The following is a 19,944-nucleotide window of genomic DNA, read 5'->3' as shown; positions in this document are numbered from 1 at the left end:
AGAAGAAGGAACTTTGGAATAGAGAATAGCGATGCAGCGCTTTTTAATAACACCAACAAATCCTCCAAGCTCTTTCCTACTGCTCCGAACGCGCCCCGCGTGGCCTACGGCCTCAGTCCCTGCTCCCTGCTCCCTTTTAGTTCAATCCTATATTCACAACTCAAATATAAATGCTTGATCCATTAATATTTTAAGTTTAGTTGTTGTATTTTAATTGCTTAAGTTTACTTTTAAGCAAAATAGCTGATTAATCACTAAGCACTAACGCCTCTACCTATAGGTTGAGTTTCAGCGGTTTTTTTGTTAAGTTTTTTTTCTTTTATCAGAGTTTTCTTAAAATTAAGTTTATTTATATATTCCTTTTGGACGAGTAACATTTTAAGACTGTTGGCAAGCTGTGCCAATGATATTGAGAGGTTAAGTAATTCAGGACTTACGCGGTTAACTTGATTTCGCCCCCCTAGCCCCCCAATTCTGGGGGGTAATGATGTCAAAGTCCCCCAGAATTGGGGGATTTAGGGGGCAAATGCGTAAGTCCTGTAATTGTAATCCTTGAGGTGAAGTAATTACAATCATTTAGCTTATTCAAAATGCTCTTTAAATCAGTAACATTTATTAATCAAGATAAATTGAAGTATTCCTCTGGGATCGCTTTTGCGATTTAAAAATTTTCTGTATCACAATAAGAGTCAGAATATTTACGGAAAGAAAAATCCACCATGGTCAACAAGTCCTCTGTTGCGATGTCACCTCGTCAACAACAGCGTTGGAAAAGTAAAGAAACTATGTTTGCTAAGTTGCTTGCTAAGTTGTTTGCTCAGTTGAAGCAAGTGCCCTTGGGCTATTTAATGGTCATGGCTGCGATCGCAATGGCATTGGATCTCTATATCAGTACCTCCGTCACTCCTTTGATGGGTGTATCATTTTTGATGTGTCTAGTTGTGGGAGTGAAGTGGATTGGAGTCCAACCTAGTAATTCTGGGAATCAAATTCAACGGCTAGTCAGGAAATATGGTTTAGGAGCCTGTCTTTTCCTATTCGCCTTTCTGTGGTTTATGTTGGACTTTACCGCTGCGCCAGCCCATGCCCAGTTTTTCCAAGTCGCAGAAGATTGGCTAACTAGTGCTATTCCTGAAGTAGACGCCGATTTGGTGTCCCTGGTGTTTAACGTTTTACGAGCACTATTCCTAATTTATTTAGGCATTTCATTGGTCAAAGTAGTCAATGCTGCCCAACAAGATGATGACTGGAAAACCCTAGCCCGTACTCCAATCATCATTTTGATTGTAGTTACATTGGGTGATCTGTTAGCAGGCTACATCACTGGCACAGGGGCATAAACTACGGTACATCTAATTTGCCTGTTGAGTTTGATATAGCTGAAGGGATGAGTAGTCAGGGTTTTATTGAGATTGAAAGTTTTTTCAATCACTGATAGGAACGCAAGTCTGATCCAAAATAGCTTGACCTATGGCAAATAATTCACAGCAACAATTCCGTCGTGTTAACCGAACTCTCGATGAAAAACCGAAAATTGGTCCTATTCCAGCCGATCAGTTTATCCCCTGGGCAATAATTTGGGCAATTGCCTATTACATCGTCAAGGGAGTACTAGGAGCTAGTTGGGTATGGACATCTTGTTTCGGAGTTTGGGGTATGTCTACTTGGTGGGTGCTAACTTCCTCTAGCCATTGGAAATTTCTTTCTAAGTTTATATCTGTACCTCAATGGACAAGAGGAATGGGTAGATACCAAAGGCTTTTAGACGTTAAAAGGGAAAAAGCAAAGGGCAAAGGCTAAAAAGTATGACAACCACTCAAGCTTACGATCAAGCTAAACAAAAGATGGGAAAGAAGCGGGTTGATGTAGGAAATGGTAAAAAGAAAACCTTAAAGCCGTTCGAGGATGACTGTAAGTTAGCTAGTTTCCTAGAAGTCAGACTTGATGGGTCTGATGTTGGGGCATACATTCTCAGAAAAGGAGAAGCTTCCTTTAAATTTGTGTTTGGTTTTGAATGTCGAGGCATTCACACCACCTTACGCCAGGAGTTAATTGACCCTGTTTTTGATGCCATCGAAGCTGGGTTAAAAGATTTCCCAGACCAGGAAACCCTGACGATTCACCTAAAGTCTTTCACTGATGACACTGATAGACAAAACACGTTGAGTCAGCTGCTCAAGGATACAGACTCTAACGAGTTAAAGTACCTAATCATGGGAGAAAAGAAGCGAATTCAAGACTTGACCAAAGGGGGAATTAGAAAGCCAAAGACGTTGTATTTATTTGCTACCTATACCGTAGAATCAGGTCGAGAGGGAGCATCTGATAAAATCGAAGAATTTTTGATGACAGCTACCAAGTGGTGGAACGGATTCATTGGCAAGCTGGATGAGTATGAAAAACAGCAGATCGAGAGAGTAATAGAGATTGCCTTTAATAATGGCTATCAATTTTGGGAAAGGCTGTTGAGCAATCAAATGGGTCTATCGATTCGCCCTCTTTCTGCTCAAGAGTCTTGGAATTATGTGTGGCAGCGATTTAATGATACACCACCTCGTTCAGTTCCCCAGTTGCTTTCCTTGACTGAAGCTGGAGTTACCGAAGAGGTTTACTCAGAAATCCACCCAGTTTCTCTGTTAATGGAAGACTATACCGCTATTCCATTTGCTGATCGACGTTGGATTAATCTCAAAGACCAGTATACCGCAGTCATGCTCTTTTTAGACAAGCCTGAGGGGTGGAGGGATAAAGAATCCCAAATGCGCTATCTCTGGCAAGTCATGGCAAAAGATGAAGTCTATGACACCGATTGTTTTTGTGAGATTTCCAAAGCGAACATTAAGACAGTAACCAGCAAAATGCATTCGCTGACGAAACAGGCAAATGTCTCCTCAAAATATGCACAAGAGAAAAATACGATTAATGTTAAAGCACAATTAAATATTCAGAAAAATGTCGAGGCTCAGGCGGCTATCTATGAAGGAGCCGTGCCATTTAATGTCTCAGTTGTTTTCTTAGTCCATCGCGATTCTCCACAAGATTTAGATCAGGCGTGTTATACTTTAAAATCTTACTTTCCTCCACCAGCTTGGATGGTAAGAGAGACAGAATATCCTTGGAAAATCTGGCTAGAAACCTTACCAATTTCCTGGAGCAGACTATTAATGCGTCCATTTAAGCGATCGCATACCTATTTAAGCCATATTGCACCAGGGTTGATGCCAGTAGTCAAAACCCGGACAGTGGATAGAACGGGATTTGAATTAATCTCTGCTGAAGGAGGTACGCCAGTTTTTATTGACTTATTCAAACAGCATAAAAACCTAGGTATTTTCGGAACCACCCGCAGTGGAAAATCTGTGTTGGCATCAGGAATTATTACCCAAGCCTTAGCTCATGGTATCCCCATCTCAGCTATGGATTATCCAAAACCCGATGGCAGTTCTACCTTTAGTGACTACACCGCTTTTCTTGGGGATAAAGGAGCTTATTTTGATATTGGTCGAGAGGCAGTTAATCTTTTCGAGTTGCCCAATTTAAAGGGATTAGATGGTAAACTACAACAAGAGAGACTTACAGAATACAAAGAATTCTTAGTCGAAGCACTAATGCTAATGGTTCTTGGCTCCACGACGTTTCATGACCGGACTTATACGGATAACATCAGAGCCATGTTAAGCCTAGCAATCAAAGCCTTTTTTGATGATGATCAAATCCATGACCGTTATGTAGCAGCAAATATCAATGGCTTAGACTCTCAAGAATGGCAATTAATGCCTACCCTTGCAGATTTTATTGATTTTTGTTCCTTAGAGAGATTGCGGGTTACCTCTGTATCTGGGGATATCCTTCAAGCCTTAGATCAAGTCAAATTGCGACTGAGGTATTGGATCAATAGCCGAGTAGGACAAGCGATTAGTCGTCCTTCTACCTTTAGAAGTGATGCTCAGTTATTAGTCTTTGCCTTACGCAATATTAGTAGTGACGAAGATGCTGCACTACTCTCCTTAGGGATTTACTCAGCAGCCTTAAGACGTTCTTTAGCCTCACCGGTGAGTATATTTTTCATCGATGAAAGTCCGATTCTGTTCCAGTATAATTCCATTGCTGAATTAATTGGCAGATTGTGTGCTAATGGAGCCAAAGCCGGAATTCGGGTAATTTTATCGGCTCAAGATCCAGATACCATTTCCAAGTCTCCCAGTGCAGCGAAAATTTTTCAGAATATAACAACTCGCTTAGTAGGGAGAATTCAACCAACAGCAGTAGATAGCTTTGTCAATATTTTGAAATATCCTTCAGGCATTATTAACAAAAATGCCACAGAAGGATTTTTTCCTAAACAAGAAGGAATGTATTCTCAATGGTTACTCGATGACAATGGTATTTACACCTACTGTCGATTTTATCCCGGTTCAGCACTGTTAACAGCAGTTGCTAATAATCCTGAAGAATCAGCAATTCGTCAGACAGCAATGCGCTTACATCCCCAGGATAAAATTATGGCTATGCATTATGCTAGTAAAAAAATGGCAGAAATGCGTAATTCAGAAGTCGAAGTCGTGAATTCAAAGTTACCCGAGCCGAGAGCAAAAGTTCGACTTCAAAATTAAGCTGAAAAATAGTATATAATTTAGGTAAGTCAGGGATACACTTTTATAGCGCTACGCGCAAGTCAGAAGTTAGAAGTCAGAAGTCAAAAGTAAGCGATTACTTACGTTTCGGAGTTTAGGAATGTCCTAATCTCAATGGGTAGTGCTATATGGTTTAGCTTTCAGCTTTCAGTTTTCAGCCTTCAGCATTTTTTCGTAACTATTCAATCTAGGAGTTCAATCATGGCGAAAAATGTCACCAAAACTTGGATGCAGTTGTTAATTATTAGTACCCTAATTACAACAGCTCCTAAACCAGCCTATGCTTCTGGTGGAATTGTGGATAGTTTTGTTGACTCCTTTGTTGAGGAATTTCAGAAGGTTAAGTCTTACTTTACAAATTTCTTCGATGAATTTACCAATTTACCAGAAACCATAGACAACGATTTGAAATCAGCATTGGAAGATTCCATGGGAGTTTTAGGTCTCCCCGATGTGGAAGAGGTCAGAGAGTCAATTGAGGAAAGTCTCCAAAAAAGCGATTACCCAATTTATGAAGGAGACAAACTTGCTAATGAAGTAGAAAGGCAAGTTGCTAGAGCATCAGCCTCTCGTGTTCTGAGTCAAGAAGGACAGCAGCAGTCAATCCAGGAGCTACAGCAAATGCAGGATACTGTTTCACAGGTACAGCAATCAGCACAAACAGCTCAAAATCACACAGTTACCCAGAATGTGATCAAAGAAGTCGCTCTTCAGAATGCTCGTCAAGCCGCCATACTCGGCTCCTTGCAAGCCGCTACCGTTGAGGAAGCGCAACGACAAGAAATTTCTAACATGCTCCAAAGCAATATCTCTCGTGCTTTGGATGGACAAACTCAGGCAGATCAATACCAAAAACTGGGCGCTGGTATGGAAACTTTGAGAATCACCTCGTTAAGTGGCTTGTTTTAGTTACAGGACTTACGCACAGAATCCATGGGTAGGGTGGGCAAAACCTTGCCCACCCTACAGGTAGCTGTTGATCGTTAATTGTTAATCGTTAACCGTTGACCGTCAACAGTTATCTGGACGCAGAATTTTGCAATTATTTATCGATTCTGAACTCACGCACTTAGCACTTATAGGACTACCCATTAAGGTGTTTGACATTGATACAAGCAGCAAAACTTGTTGTAGTCAACTTTTAGGTGCGACCCGTGGCCAATTTAATTCTTAATGGGTCAAGCGCACCTTTGCCTCTAGCATGCATGCCTCTTGCCTTGCGCGTAGCGCTATATTACTCCTCACTCAGAACTATTTCTCCTATGTCTCCTTGGTCTGGCTTACCTGCTTGTCCCTATTCCTACCTTGTTTGTTTATCACCATGTGTAGCGATCGCCATGTCTGCTTGTCCTTATATTCCGGATTTCCTCCGTCTGCCGATCTCTGTGAATTCCTCATCTACCCACTCTCCCCATTGTCTCCACTCTGGTCATCCCATCGCTAATCACGTAAAGAGGTAATCATTAAATGATAGTCACCCCCAACTTAATCGCTCAATTTAGTAATGGAGCCTCCCAGATTATCCAGAATGGTCGTACCGGACAAATTGCGATCGCAGAAGCCATGAATGAGCTCTGGAGTGAAGTCCTCGGAGGTGGGTTGTATGCTGTGATCGCTAAACTGGGGGTGTTTTTTGCCGTGGGAAGCTTAGTTCTATTCATGACTCAATGGGCAAAAGCCTTAATAGAATACGATGAGCCAATTATGTGGTCTGAGATCATCTGGCCCTTATTAGTCGCAGTTTTGTTAGCGAATGATGGAGCAATGTTAGCCAATGGCACCCAAGGACTCAGAAGTGTAATCAACAATACCTCTAATTCACTACTGCAAAACGCATCTGCCAGAATTTCTTTGCAAGAATCCTACCAAATTGTGACAGAAAATATTGGGGCGAAGGCGGTTATTGATTCCTTGGTTTCTCAATGTGATTCTATCGTCGATGTTCAACAACAGGTGGATTGTTTAACAAATGCAGAGCAACAAGCACAGGAATTTTCTAAAACCTTAAAACCCTCATCTCAGGCATTGCTCGCTCAAATTGGTTCATTGCTTAACCCTCTGAATGTTACTGAACGAGTCGGCTTTGCGTTACAAACCGCAGTAACGGGTTGGTTAATGTCGATTGGGATGGCATTTCAGTGGGTAGCAGAAGTTTCCATGTTGCTAACCGGACTATTAGGTCCCTTAGCGGTAGGGGCCACATTATTACCTGTGGGAGCTAAGGCAATTTACGCTTGGTTAATTAGCTTTTTCTCCATCGGTTTAGTGAAAATATGCTACAACATTATTGTTGGTTTAGTCGCCACATTAATTGTTAATGCTGAGAGTTATAACCCATTAGTTTTTGCTTTTGTCGCTGGATTAATTGCCCCCATCCTAGCGTTAGTATTAGCCGCTGGAGGAGGTCTAGCTATTTTTAATAGCTTAAACTCCTTCAGTGCTTTTGTATTAGGAGGCTTGAAATAAATGGAAAGCACGACTAGTTCTCCTCAGAATAAGCTAAAATTTCTCCAAAGAGGTAAGAAGAGTACTTGGTTATCCAGTTTCAATGTGACGGATAGTCTGGGAATTATCTTAATCAGCAACTTTGCTTACAATACCTTAATTCTGTTTTTCCTAGCCCTGTTGTATGGCGCTCAAGCAAGGCTAGCTAATAAGCCAGCTCCTTCCTTGGTGCAATTGAAGACTGGTGAAACCACTGCCGTAGAAGCCATTGGAAATAAAGAACGGACACCAGAGGTAATTAAAGCATTTACAATTAAAACCATGAGTGACCTGTTTACTTGGACAGGGCGATTACCTGGAAAAGATGGCGTTCCCTTTTCTAACTTAGAATCTGATCCAGGAGTAGAAATTCAGGGCAAAGGTAGGCGTCGAGGTAAAATATCTACTCAAGCCTGGAAAGCTAGCTTTGCCTTAGCCGATGATTTTCGTGATCCGTTTCTCCTAAAGTTAGTAGACTTAACGCCATCCAACGTATTTAAGGGTAAAACACAATTTGCTTTTGTCCCCCAATTTGTCAGAGAACCTATTAAAATAAAAGAAGGGGAATGGACAATCGATTTGGTTGGCACCTTAACCGTTCTAGATACTACCAATAATTTGCCCAGCTATATTCCCTTCAACAAACAAGTGCATGTACGGGCAGTGGAGCCTCCTAAGTATTCACCAGGCATGGCAGACGATAGTCTACCTCCAATTATTGCTAAGGCCAGAGAGAAAGGTTTGGAGGTGGTCAGTATCAAAGATTTAGACTCGAAATAAACCTGAATTATGAGTCGAATAGTCCTGAGTCCAAGAGTCCAATAATCCGTGCATCCGTCCCTGTTTATACATCCGTGTTGTGCGACTAATGACTACAGCAACTGGAATAACAACAGCAACTGGGAGAAATTATGAAGCTATCAGATCTCAAAGACTTTGATGTCCAAACCTTCGAAGATAAATCTGAAGAAGAAATGAGTAAAAAAACTCTGATTCAGCAGAACAATGGTGCAGAGAATACCGCCCCGACATGGACAGAAGAATCCTTAGCTGAGTTGCTAAAATTTGATACTAGTTATGACCAAGAAAAAAATCCAACAAGTCAGGGGGTAATAGCATCGACTGATGGTACCGCTGATTTAGATCCAGACTTAAATGTTACCCAAGCGGAATTCGCAAAATCCGGTTGGGCAAAAGGTGCTTCCGTTGGTGCAGTAACTGGGTCAATTGCTGTAGTCGCCGGATTAGTTTTTACAGGGATGACCTCCTTGTCTTCTAAGAAGAAATTGGTCGAAAAAGTTAGTCCGATTCCCACCAGTGTTGAGAAGGAATCGGAAAACGCGACCGATTCTGAAATCGGACGACTGAAGACTGAATTAGCCCTAGCCAAGCAACAAAAACAGATTCAAGCCATTCAAGAGAAAAAAAGACCAAAAACAACCATAGAGCTTGCCAACTCAGAAGAACCCCCATCACCGAAAACAGCTCTACCACCTCGTCCTAGGCCAGCAGTGCGTTCAGCACCACCCCCTCCTGTGGTAAGAGCATCAACCCGTCCAGCACCCCGTCCAGTACGGCAACCGGTGATAATTCGTCAAGCTCCGCCACCACCGCGTCCAGTGCAGCAACCAGTAGTAATTCGTCAAGCTCCCCCACCCCGTCCAGTGCGGACAGCACCAGTGCGGACAGCACCAGTGCGGAGAGCACCAACACCACCCCCTGTGGCAAAAGCACCAACACCTCCTCCACCTCCTCCAGCCCCAGCACCAAAGATAGATCCCATGGAGCAATGGCTGGCTTTGAGCCAACTGGGAAGTTATGGTTTGAGTTCCGTCAATACTCCAGAAGCGCCAGAGGAAAATGTGGCGATGATGGAACCAAGCCCACAAACACAACCAGTAGCCCAACGAAACAATGGGATCAGGGGACGCTCTACTATTGCTAATACATACTCAATTCCAGCTGTACAGAGAGTTTCCAACTCTCCCAATCCTCCCCAACCCCTCAATGGATCTCCAGTTATTTTTGCTGATCAAGTTGCTATCTCAGAAGAAGCCAGTATTTTAGCTGGCAGAGCAATCAGACGGAAGCTATTTTCCTTTGGTCAAGAAGCAGCTGGAGAATTAGTGACACCAATTGTTTGGACAAAGTCGAACCTATCTCGAAATTCTCAACAACCAAATTTGGATGAACGATTTGTGGTGCGTCTGAGTGAGCCTCTAGTGGATGAAGATAACCAAGTTTTGCTCAAAGCTGGTAGCAAAATTGTCTTTCTCTGTGACATGGTTGATGACAGTGGACTAGTGAATAGTGATGCGATCGCATTAATCATCGATGACCAAGAATATCAGTTACCCCCAGGAGTGATTAGTCTCAGAGGAAATAAAGGTAATCCCATGGTGGCGAATGTCTGGGATCGGGGTTCTGATGATATCGCCAAAAATGACATGATCGCCTTCTTGTTTGGTTCTGCTGCCAAAGTAGGAGAAGTACTCAATCAACCTGAACGGAGTCAAATTATCACCTCCAGTGGTTTTGGCTCAAGCCAGTCTAGCACCTTCACTAGTCGAGACCGCAACCTATGGGGAGCAGTGCTTGAGGGAGGGTTTAAACCTCTTGCTCAGGACATTGTCGAGCGTAATGCTTCAGCAACACGCCGACTACAAAATTTGCCCAAACTGTGGTATATGGGTGCCGGGAGTTCGGTACAAGTTTTTGTCAACACACCCTTTGAATTGTAGTATAGCGGTTTTCAATTTGGTGAGCTACAGAGTTCCTGGTTTTAGGGAACAGGGAACAGGGAACAGGGAACAGGGAACAGGACAGAGAAACCCACCCCTAACCCCTCCTAGAAATCTGTACCTCACCCAATTGAAAACTGCTGTACTTACATTTTGACGTTTGAATTTTTCATTTTAGGAGCTTGTAAGTAGCCATGACTAATTTTTTTTCAGCCTTGGAAATCAAATTAGGTCAAGAGTTAAAAATTACCCCAGCCAAAACTCAGATTTTTTTACTATTTGCTTTATCCCTTTTTCTAGCTAAGCCAGCTTGGGCAGATCCTGGTAATTCAGCTATAGCAGTCAAACGGGTAAGTCTAACCTCTTCTGGGCAATCTTCAGTGCCTCAAAATAGCCCAATTCCAGTAGCATTGGCTCCAGGATATGGGGTAAATATCAGTTTCATTTCTACTGGAGAAGTTATTGAAAAACTCTGGATTGATAATCCCTCATTCGTTGCTGTTGATGTCGATGGTTGCTTAGATAACTTAGTTGCTAAAAAAAACTGTAAGTATAATCAGGCAACTGTAATTCATTTGCGCCGGATTGAACAACTTGATATTCCTGGTATACCAAAGACAAATAGCACACTTTTGACAGTAGTTACTCGTTCTGTTGAGGGTAGGCAAATTTACTTATTTAAAGTAACTCCAGCTGACCGACCTAGCGAAGTAGTCATTGAGTTTAATAAACCTACTCCTTCCGTAGACTTTATAGTCGTCGATGCCATAGAGCGGGGGATCTTTCGAGCAACCTTACAAGGACTTTTAGTCAAGGGTTCACAACTCCATAGAAAGTTAGATAATTTTGTAGTTTTTCTCAAAGACGGTCAGACTATTTCAAATGCAGCCACTCAAGCCGGTATTTCTTTAGAATTGGCCGATAAATTGCAACAAATGGGTCGTCGTCCAACTGTTCCAACAGCCATTTCACAAAGAGATGAACAGAAAGACACCATTGAAGTCCTAACTAAAGAAGTCGTAATCCAGGAGAAAAATAATGAGCAGTAAGCATCAGATAAAATCCCATAAAAATAAACCTTGGTGGCAAATGGATAAGCATCGTCGAAAAGGGTTTATTATACTATATTGGTTCGTCACTGGCTTAGGTCTTTGCTTTTTACTTTCTGGTATTCTTATTGCCTCTGGATTAAGAATGCCAACAGCAGTCGCAACTCTTACTCCTGTTCAAAACAGTAAACTACCAGTAAAAGAAACGAAAATTGAACCCAAGGTAGAAGCACAAGTAAAACCACACGTAAAACCACAAGTAAAACCCAAGCTAGCATTAAATGCTGCAAGTTATCCTCTGAAAGACTATGTGCCAACCACCCCTTGGGAGGGAACTAAACTACCAAATTGGAATCAAGTCACCTTCGGAAGTTTTCCCGGTATTTCTCAAGGGGGTTCTTTTCAAGCGTCTTCAGAAGTGATTCAAGCCGTAGGTTATGACCCATCAAGGACATGGTTAGCTGGTCAAACACCAGACCAATATATGAAATTAGGAGACTTTCAGCAGATATTTGAGCTACAAAATTTTAGCTTGAATAACATTATGTCCCTAAGCGGATTCGACTTAGGAAATTTTTCCTTAGCAGATTTTGGGTTAATGAGCTCCCAAACCTTAGGTAGCTTAGTAGACGCCATCCCTGATTTGGAGAGATATACTATAGAACAGCTGCAACCAGTCTTTGGTTTACTATCCATCAATTTGGCCAGTAGCTTTGACCCAACAGAAACCTTAGGAAACTTTTTAGCATTCTCACCCCACCTCAGAGACCTTTCCTTTGACACCCTTGACCTATCGGGTTATACCTTAGATTCCCTACCTGGTATTGATGTTGCTCCCCTGGCTGCATTTAAGGATTGGCAGAATACCAATATCGCTCAAGTTCCTGGCTTATCCCAAGTACAATTTTCCCAATTTCCCAATCCGATTCAAGCACAAGGGAGCGCCATTGGTATTTTAGATATCGCCTTTGGTATAGCTGAATCTCAACGCAAAAATACCATTTCCGGTAGTGATCAAGAAGGATTTAAAGTTCCCTGTGAAAGTGAATGCGCTCATATCGAATTAGCTGGTCAGCCAAGTATCAAAGGTAAGCAGTGGATTAGTGGTAAATATCAAGAAGTTAAGGGAGGTTCCGGTTTTTTAGGACAAATAAATGATGGGATGGAACCCACTGGTAGACACCCCTTTGGCGATGCCTTTAAGGTAGTGGTTTGGGATACATCAGAAACAGAAGGCTCTGCTGGTACAGCCTTGTTTTTCCGCTATTGTGTCCGTAACATGTTTGTGGATTTAGGTTGTACACCCTATTTCATCGGTCCTGTACCATTTCTGTCCTACCAGGAGAAAGATCCAATCTTTTTAGGCTTACTTTAGTCATTAGTAATTTGAAAATTGTTAATTGTTAAGCTGTTCAGCATTTAGATTGGTATACCTAAATTCCTCAAAGGGAACAGGGAACAGGGAACAGGGAACAGGTAATAACCAATTTGAATGTATATCAGCTTACAGGACTTACTCACATCTTGCACCATTCTCAATAAGCTTGGTTCATGTAGGGTGGGCAGTGCACCAGACAGATAATGAAGCTTGCAAAGCGCGTTGGTAGGCACTGCCCACCCTACGATTAGCTTGGTTCATGTAGTTCATGGTGGGCAGTGCACCAGACAGATAATCAAGCTTGCAAAGCGCGTTGGTAGGCACTGCCCACCCTACGATTAGCTTGGTTCATGTAGTTCATGGTGGGCAGTGCACCAGACAGATAATCAAGCTTGCAAAGCGCGTTGGTAGGCACTGCCCACCCTACGATTAGCTTGGTTCATGTAGTTCATGGTGGGCAGTGCACCAGACAGATAATCAAGCTTGCAAAGCGCGTTGGTAGGCACTGCCCACCCTACGATTAATGACAATGGTGCAAGATCTCGGACTTACGCAAAACTAGCCTGAAAATACGATATAGCATTTATTAATTTGGTGAGGTATACAGGATTTTCCCCCTATTCCCTATTCCCTGTTCCCTATTCCCTATTCCCTGTTCCCTAAAACCCAGGACTCTGTACCTCACCCAATTGAAAACCGCTATAGTTGTCTTCAATTTTCAATTTTCAAAGAAAAATGAACCAGACTTCAAATCACGTTATTAGTCTACCTCCGGGATTAATTTACCAGCAACTTACCAAAGAAAATCTTATAGATTTTTCCCAAACTAATCAGGGAATCACCATCACCAGCTGTTTGATAGCTTTGGGTTTGCTAGCTATAATCCCGGATGGCAAGAAAGGTCAATTAGCTACAGGCTATTGGGGAGGTAAAAAGGAGAAAAAAGCTGCTCGTAAAAAAGCTCAGGAACAGATGGCTAATCTTTCCAGAAACTCCGTTGCTCTCTACGTCGGCACTCCCGAAGACATTCAGAAGCGTCAAGAGCAAGAATGGATCAAGCAGGGGAAATTGAAAAAGCAACGGAAACCTGAAGCTTTCAATTGGTTTAAGCCTGCTGCCGAGTCCTTATATCTTCCCGATGCCCAACGAGGGATTTCCGCCATTGGAGCCAGTGGTTCAGGCAAATCCTTTTCAGTCTGTGACCCTCTAATTCGTTCATCCCTTGACCAAGGATTCCCTACAATTATATATGACTTCAAATATCCAGCGCAAGCAAAACGAGCCGTGGGTTATGCTTTAAAAAGAGGTTATAAGGTACATATTTTTGCCCCTGGTTTTCCGGAGTCAGATGTCTGTAATCCCTTGGATTTACTTAAAGATGAAGAAGATGCGATCGCAGCCGGTCAAATCGCCCAAGTCATTAACCGAAATACAGATTTAACTGGCGGAAAAGCCAGTGGTGATAAGTTCTTTGAAGATGCCGGTGATAGTTTAGTCGAAGGAATATTTTTGTTAACAAAGGCAGTTGGTACCTTAGTAGAAAATCAGCGATATTGTGATATAATGACAGCACAGGCAATTTTAAGTTTGCCTGACCTAGTCAGCCGATTGGAGTTTGCTTCCCAGGAGAAATTAAATGTTTGGACAACTCGACCCCTATCCCAAATCATTAGCATCAAAGAAAGTGAGAAAACCGTAGCCGGGATTATCGGAATTGCTCAGAGAACCTTCCAAAAATTCTTGAAAAAAGACTTTATGGGAGCATTTTGCGGAAAAACCACCTTACCTTTAGATTTAGAAGGAAAACAACTCATCGTCTTTGGGTTAGATCGAAATAACCGGGATATTGTCGGACCACTATTGGCAACAATCCTCCATATGGTTATTAACCGGAACGTATCCCGAATTAAACCTCGAACAGACCCTCTAGTTGTTTCCCTAGATGAGCTACCAAGTTTGTACTTACCCCAGCTGGTAAACTGGTTAAATGAAAACCGAGAAGACGGGTTTTGTGGTATTCTAGGCTATCAAAACTTAGGACAATTAGAAAATAGGTATGGCAAAGAGCTGACCAGAGCTATTCTAGGAGGTACAGCTACAAAGTTCATCTTTAATCCCCAAGATCCAGACTCCGCTAAAACCTTCTCTGACCTATTAGGAGAGTTTCAAATTCATTTCAAATCCAAATCCAAAAGTAGTGGTACAGGGGGCAGTTCTCACTCTAAATCCGATCAAAAGAACAAGCGACCACTTTTAGAGCCCGCTCAGTTTATTAAATTACCTACTGGTAAAGCAGTGATCATCAATCCCGCTTATCAAAGAGCCAAAGAAAGCTATGTGCCTTTGTTAGAACAAATTCAAATTCCTGAATCTGATCTTAAAGAGCAGGAGTGGTCAGAAAATTTATGGGAGAGTATTCGAGACCATTTAATTAAAGTGAAGAGAGTATCTCACCGAGTTTCTAATCAGCAAAGGGTGCGTCAACTTAAGGAGAGAATGGCATTAGTAGAGCAATTATTTCCATTGCCAACAGATGGCGCTAGACAAGCACCAGCATCATTTTCCCCTACCCCAGCACTAATACCAAAATCTGGATCTAGCTCATCCACGGCAACTTCTCATTGGCCTCCACGTCTATCTGATCAAGATGTCTCACCAGACCTTCTGGAAGGAAGTTTTTAATGAGTTACTCTCTTAGAGGTTGCAGGTTACAGGTTGAAGGTTGCAGGTTACAGGTTACAGGTTGCAGGTTACAGGTTACAGGTTGCCATCTGATAACTTGAAAATTGTGTAATTGGAGGAAGCCATGTTTTCTAACTATAAAATAAATCCTGTAGAGGATTTAGATAGGGCAACAAATAACTTATCGGATCTACCCTCATTACCCATCGACTATTTTCCTAATGTGATTGAGATTTTTGATCAATATGGATTATTAGCTGGCGTAGTGGTGTCCAAAGGCATACCCTATGAAATGCCTAGGCACAACGATCAGGTCAGTGACTACAATGCTTGGTATTTCGATGGGCAGCTTTGCGTGTTTTATCGAGGAAAAAATATTTTGCTTGATCGCACTCAGAACTTGCAGCACCGAGCAGCAATTTTTGGAGCCTTAGGGTTGGGAGCATTAGGAGTTTAAAACCATGGCAAAAGTAACAATAGTCAGTGAGTCTTATGTATCCTCTTTACAAGGACAATACCAAGGTGTCATTTCCAAATGGTCAAGTGGACTGGCAGCCTTTAAGCAAAAGCAGCAGCAAAAGCAAGAACAAAATCGACAGAATCAACAACTCAATGGTCAGGTATACAATAGTAATCAAGAGCCTGAAATCAAAATTACCGACGGTGATCAAGTAGTCTATGGTAAAGATGGAGATAGGTTGGTCAATGACTTAAACTCAGACATTATTGGTCAGTTGACTTTAGCCAAAGAGTCATCTGTAGGAGAGATGGTTGGGGTGACCAATAAAAAAGTAGAATTGGATGGAATCGTTATTTTACAAACCAATGATGAAGGTGTTGTAAAGGTTAACGCTTTTGATGAACAACAGCTACAGGGGCAACAACAAAAGGTATCTAGTCCAATTCAACCACAAAACCAACCTTTAAAACCCAAAGTCCAACCCGTAAAGGCTAATACTGAAACCAGAGGTGGATTATATTCAGTACGACGGTCAGTGCAGGCTTTAGAGGATACACCACTAAAGCAGTTTTTGCAGTCCCAGGTTAATGAGATGCGTATGCTTCGTAGGGCTCAAAAACAAAAACAAGAAGCTATGCAATCGGAGTTTCTATCTGAATTGATTGAAGCCCGAATGCTTAAATCAAAGCAGCCGAGTTGGTGGGAAAAGGTCGTTTCACCGATTTCAGAAAAAGTAGAAAAAGTCAAAAATGCTGTGTCTAATTACCATGAAACATCCCGTCAAAAAGAAGCTGCTGCTACCTTAGTCCGCTTAATCAATTCCCAAGCCTCACCAGGACAAGATACCTATGAATCAGCAGAGTATACGATTCATCGCGAGGATAATTCCTATGCAATGATGGACAAAAAAGGTAAGAACTTGATGAAGTTTCGTGCTGGTGCTCTAGGGGTCACTGTACAGGGAGAACCCAAACTCAATGAACAGCAATATCAAGAAATTTCACAGGTAAAAAAGCAATTAGATTGGGGACAGAAACCTGAGGGAAAATTTCGGCAATTAGGAGCTTCTGAGGCTGACTACTTTAGTCGTGTCAAGGCAGTTGCAGATACATTGGTCGAGTATGCCCAATCACAAGGAAATACTGTCCAGGTTGAAGGTAAACTCAACTACAACTGGAGAGCAACTCCCAATGGCGATATCACAATTGCCGCTAAGGACAGACGAGGAACCATCTTTTCACAGCAGAAAGGACAATTCATGTCCCAGATGACACAACGGGATTTATCCTACTTTGAGCAAGCCTTAAAACCCTTAATGAGCCAAGCGCCACAACGCCTAGTTCAGCCCTCTCGATCATCAGTGCAGTCTCTAAAATCTCAAAGCCTAGGTGCTCCTAACCCCTTTGCTCATTCCAGTCTAACAGCACTGGCTTCAAGCAATGGACAGGCTTTTCAACCCCCAGCTAAAACACCTATCTCGCAACCCATTAATCTCAAACAAAAATCAAAGGAGCTATCTTTGTAAGGCTTTTTGTTAACTGTTAACCCTCAACAATAAACCACCTGAACTATAGCATTTTTAATCTTAATGAGGTACACCAATTTTTTCCCTCTTGCCCTTACTAAGGGGGGTTAGGGGGGATTTTTCTTGCCTCTTGCCTCTTGCCCGCCCCCCTTAGTAAGGGGGGTTAGGGGGGATTCCTCTTGCCTGCTCCCTGCTCCCTAAAACCCATAAATTTGTACCTCACATATTTTAAAATGCTATAGTTTAATTTTGACTGAATAACGTTTGCTTGAGAATGAATATACCCGAAGTTGGGACATTATTAGAATGCTATAGAGCAGTATCTATAGGAATTCCCTTGATTGAAAGACACAATGTACTTAGGTGGATTTGTCAGAGTCTTACCCAGGATGGAGTATTCCTAGTTTACCTCTGGAATTTAGCTAGTCGTGGATTTCAGAAAATTGAGTGGCATGGAAATTCTCAAACCTTAGAAAGTTCAATGGTTAATGTCCTAGAAGAGCGTGAGCCATTTTCACAGGTTGTTGAAGTGTTGAATTTTTGCCAAGCCTATTCTGGTAAAGCCTTATTTATCTTAGAAGATTTACCGTCTTTACTCGATAGTGCTGACAGTGGGCAAACCATAACCATCAGAACCTCATTGTCTAATGTTCTCTACAACTTTGGTCTATCAAGCGATAAGTTTCTAATTCTTCTGGATACGGGGGAGAATGAGTTACCTCGAATTTTAAACTCAATTATTCCTGCTGCCGAATTTCCTTTCCCAGAACCCAAGGAAGTCACAGCATTATTAAAAACTCATTTAGTAGAATATGGTTTGGCTGACCAAGAAACACCTCTAGACGATAGACTAGCTCGGTCTATCGGGGGATTGACCCCGGAAGAAATTCGGATGGCAGTCAAACTGGCGGGGAAAAAAAATAAATACGCTCCCATAGTGTCTTGCCTGTTAAGCGATCGCTCTTCAGAGCGCGCCAAAGGCGAACGCAAGCAATTTCATATAGCAGTCAATAAAGCCCAATGTCAATCAGAGCTAGCCAAGCAATTAATCAATTACAAAATTCACAGACTCAAAGGATTTGGTTTAGAATTCCTCAAACCTGATGTTGGGGAATTTGGCGGATTAGATAAACTGAAACAAGCCTTGGAATGGGTGAAACAAGATTTTTCTGATCAAGCCAGAGCTTATGGGATTCCATTGCCCAAGGGATGGCTATTGATTGGTCCTCCAGGAACAGGAAAAACCTTTGCTGCCAAAGTCTGCGCTCAAACCTTAGGATTTCCTTTAATTAGCATGGGAGTGGATTTAGTAATTGGTAGTAGTCCAACCCATTTAAAACGACTCTTGCGTCGAGTTGAGGCCGCGAGTCCTTGTGTTTTGTTTCTCGATGAACTGGACAAGTTTTTTGATTCCCAAACAAATAACACCAAACAAATTCTAGGAATTCTATTAACCTGGTTGCAGGAGAAGACAACTCCTACATTTGTAATTGGAACTCTCAACCGATTAGATGCTTTGCCTCCAGAATTAACTCGTGCTGGCAGATTTGATAAACTGTTTTATGTCGGTTTTCCCAAAGAGATTGAGCGGTTTGAGATTTTTAAACTCCATGCTAGCCGATTTGATCCTCGTTATCGGGAGGGAAATGGACCATTAACAGAAAAACAATGGCGTCGATTATTGAGTGCAACACGAAAATGTACTGGAGCAGAAATTCGTGCCATTGTAGAATCAGCCGTACAGCGAGTGTTCCATCAAGGTCAGAGAACTCCTTTTAAAATTGAATTGGAAAATCTATTAGAGCAGCGAGAAGCAATGACTCCCTTGTATTCTCAAGATACCGAGAGAGTTTTAGCAATGGAAAATCGAGCAGAAGGGGTTTGTAAGCCTTCCTCTTCACCAGATAAATCAATTTTTGCTAGGGAAATAACTACCTTGTGGGGAGAAAGATTAAATGTTGGTTCTTAAGTGATATTATCTCCGGATAATTATCCTTAATACCACTCGTTAGCATCTCCCCATCCAGACTTGATATGATATCTAGTCCGGTGTAATGGGTAATGGGTAATGGGTAATTGTGATTACTCCCGTACCATTACCCATTACCCCTTAAGCCTTACCGATTACCAGCCAGTTTAATCAAGGTATTTTCTCCCTTGATTTTAAATAACTGCTGATTAAGACTTAAATTTCAGCAGAGAATTTATACCCAGTTTGCTGCAAGACGATAGGAGATAGACAGCTTTAGTATTGCCTTTCAGGGCAAAGTATTCCCAAATCTGAAGACAATCTCCTAAACTCATAGTTTTCATTATTCCTTCAGTTTCTGTATAACAGAATAGTATCTTACCAGAAAACCCTTTTGCTTTCAATTTTTTGAGTTTTCTCCTTGAGTTAATAATTCCCACCAGTAAAGCAACCGATGAGCCTATGGCATCCATGGCAGCGGATAAACTAACCCGAAACTCCTGATCATCCTCTGTCTTTAATATTTCTAATTGGGATTGACCAATTGTAATCATAGTCGGGGTTGCTTGTAGCCAATCTGAATCTTGGTTAATTAAGTTTACCCTTGGTTGGATTAGTTGATTTGGGTCTTTCTCTAATTGTTCAATGAGTTGCTTTAAGGAAACTGTTTGATTTTTATCCAGGTAGGCGGGGATGAGATTGTCTGAAACTAAATATTTCCAATAAGCCAGTAAGCTCTTGAGAGGATAAACAGTCAATTTTCTCTGGGAAGGAGTAGTAACCCATATTTTTAGATAGCCATTTTCTTCAATAAATTGTTGAGCTTGTCTTGGAGACTGTCTAATCGGTATAGACATTTGCCGTAAGCTAAAAACAATTTGGTTATCAAGGCTATAAGCTCCTAGGGTGACTTCCTCTAATTGAAGACAGATATGATCTACGTGGGGATAATCCAAAAAGTCATCATCAATTATCTGAGTATCAGTGTGATGAGTTTGAGCAATTAGGTGGGTCATAGCCAT

Annotated in this window: 16 protein-coding genes; 14 read left to right on the top strand and 2 right to left on the bottom strand. The window is 41.8% G+C overall.

What is annotated here, in order from left to right; translation table 11 throughout:
- Window positions 1-719 precede the first annotated feature (719 nt).
- The 10 genes from F6J90_RS13020 to F6J90_RS12975 all read left to right on the top strand — a co-directional run bounded on the left by F6J90_RS13020 (window position 720) and on the right by F6J90_RS12975 (window position 12,283).
- Window positions 720-1,340 carry a hypothetical protein gene (locus F6J90_RS13020; protein WP_293093758.1) on the top strand — a complete coding sequence of 207 codons (621 nt, stop codon included), beginning with the start codon at window positions 720-722 and terminating at the stop codon, window positions 1,338-1,340.
- A gap of 130 nt (window positions 1,341-1,470) precedes the next feature.
- Window positions 1,471-1,800: a hypothetical protein gene (locus F6J90_RS13015; protein ID WP_293093755.1), complete on the top strand. Its 330-nt coding sequence runs from the start codon at window positions 1,471-1,473 to the stop codon at window positions 1,798-1,800.
- A 5-nt stretch (window positions 1,801-1,805) separates the two neighbouring features.
- Window positions 1,806-4,613 (top strand): hypothetical protein, encoded by a 2,808-nt coding sequence (locus F6J90_RS13010; RefSeq protein ID WP_293093752.1) that lies wholly within the window; start codon window positions 1,806-1,808, stop codon window positions 4,611-4,613.
- A gap of 222 nt (window positions 4,614-4,835) precedes the next feature.
- The gene (locus F6J90_RS13005; RefSeq protein WP_293093749.1) at window positions 4,836-5,543 is read left to right on the top strand and encodes a hypothetical protein; all 708 of its coding nucleotides are present in this window, start codon (window positions 4,836-4,838) and stop codon (window positions 5,541-5,543) included.
- 245 nt (window positions 5,544-5,788) lie between these two features.
- Window positions 5,789-6,094 (top strand): hypothetical protein, encoded by a 306-nt coding sequence (locus F6J90_RS13000; RefSeq protein ID WP_293093747.1) that lies wholly within the window; start codon window positions 5,789-5,791, stop codon window positions 6,092-6,094.
- A gap of 7 nt (window positions 6,095-6,101) precedes the next feature.
- Window positions 6,102-7,100: a hypothetical protein gene (locus tag F6J90_RS12995; protein WP_293093745.1), complete on the top strand. Its 999-nt coding sequence runs from the start codon at window positions 6,102-6,104 to the stop codon at window positions 7,098-7,100.
- Window positions 7,101-7,898 carry a hypothetical protein gene (locus tag F6J90_RS12990; RefSeq protein WP_293093743.1) on the top strand — a complete coding sequence of 266 codons (798 nt, stop codon included), beginning with the start codon at window positions 7,101-7,103 and terminating at the stop codon, window positions 7,896-7,898.
- A gap of 131 nt (window positions 7,899-8,029) precedes the next feature.
- Window positions 8,030-9,859, top strand: coding sequence for a TrbI/VirB10 family protein (locus tag F6J90_RS12985; protein ID WP_293093741.1), 1,830 nt, complete (start codon window positions 8,030-8,032; stop codon window positions 9,857-9,859).
- A 194-nt stretch (window positions 9,860-10,053) separates the two neighbouring features.
- Window positions 10,054-10,908: a hypothetical protein gene (locus tag F6J90_RS12980; RefSeq protein ID WP_293093740.1), complete on the top strand. Its 855-nt coding sequence runs from the start codon at window positions 10,054-10,056 to the stop codon at window positions 10,906-10,908.
- On the top strand, window positions 10,898-12,283 hold the full coding sequence (locus F6J90_RS12975) for a hypothetical protein (RefSeq protein ID WP_293093738.1): 1,386 nt from the start codon (window positions 10,898-10,900) through the stop codon (window positions 12,281-12,283). The genes F6J90_RS12980 and F6J90_RS12975 overlap by 11 nt, the downstream gene beginning before the upstream one ends.
- Before the next feature lie 44 nt (window positions 12,284-12,327).
- Here F6J90_RS12975 and F6J90_RS12970 read toward each other — a convergent pair whose 3' ends face one another.
- Entirely contained in the window at window positions 12,328-12,519 is a 192-nt protein-coding gene (locus F6J90_RS12970; protein ID WP_293093736.1) for a hypothetical protein, read from the bottom strand.
- Window positions 12,520-13,021: 502 nt separating this feature from the next.
- On the opposite strand from F6J90_RS12970, the gene F6J90_RS12965 reads away from it, so the two are divergent.
- From F6J90_RS12965 to F6J90_RS12950, 4 genes are all read left to right on the top strand, one after another.
- Window positions 13,022-14,968, top strand: coding sequence for a type IV secretory system conjugative DNA transfer family protein (locus F6J90_RS12965; protein WP_293093734.1), 1,947 nt, complete (start codon window positions 13,022-13,024; stop codon window positions 14,966-14,968).
- Between the two features lie 124 nt (window positions 14,969-15,092).
- Window positions 15,093-15,425: a hypothetical protein gene (locus F6J90_RS12960; RefSeq protein WP_009149093.1), complete on the top strand. Its 333-nt coding sequence runs from the start codon at window positions 15,093-15,095 to the stop codon at window positions 15,423-15,425.
- Between the two features lie 4 nt (window positions 15,426-15,429).
- The gene (locus tag F6J90_RS12955; protein WP_293093732.1) at window positions 15,430-16,953 is read left to right on the top strand and encodes a hypothetical protein; all 1,524 of its coding nucleotides are present in this window, start codon (window positions 15,430-15,432) and stop codon (window positions 16,951-16,953) included.
- Between the two features lie 337 nt (window positions 16,954-17,290).
- On the top strand, window positions 17,291-18,922 hold the full coding sequence (locus F6J90_RS12950; protein WP_293093730.1) for an AAA family ATPase: 1,632 nt from the start codon (window positions 17,291-17,293) through the stop codon (window positions 18,920-18,922).
- A 209-nt stretch (window positions 18,923-19,131) separates the two neighbouring features.
- Here the strand turns inward: F6J90_RS12950 and F6J90_RS12945 are convergent, their stop codons facing one another.
- Window positions 19,132-19,938: a hypothetical protein gene (locus F6J90_RS12945; RefSeq protein WP_293093728.1), complete on the bottom strand. Its 807-nt coding sequence runs from the start codon at window positions 19,936-19,938 to the stop codon at window positions 19,132-19,134.
- Window positions 19,939-19,944: the final 6 nt, after the last annotated feature.

Source organism: Moorena sp. SIOASIH (genome assembly GCF_010671925.1).
Lineage (GTDB): Bacteria > Cyanobacteriota > Cyanobacteriia > Cyanobacteriales > Coleofasciculaceae > Moorena.
This window is presented reverse-complemented; position numbering and strand designations above follow the sequence as displayed.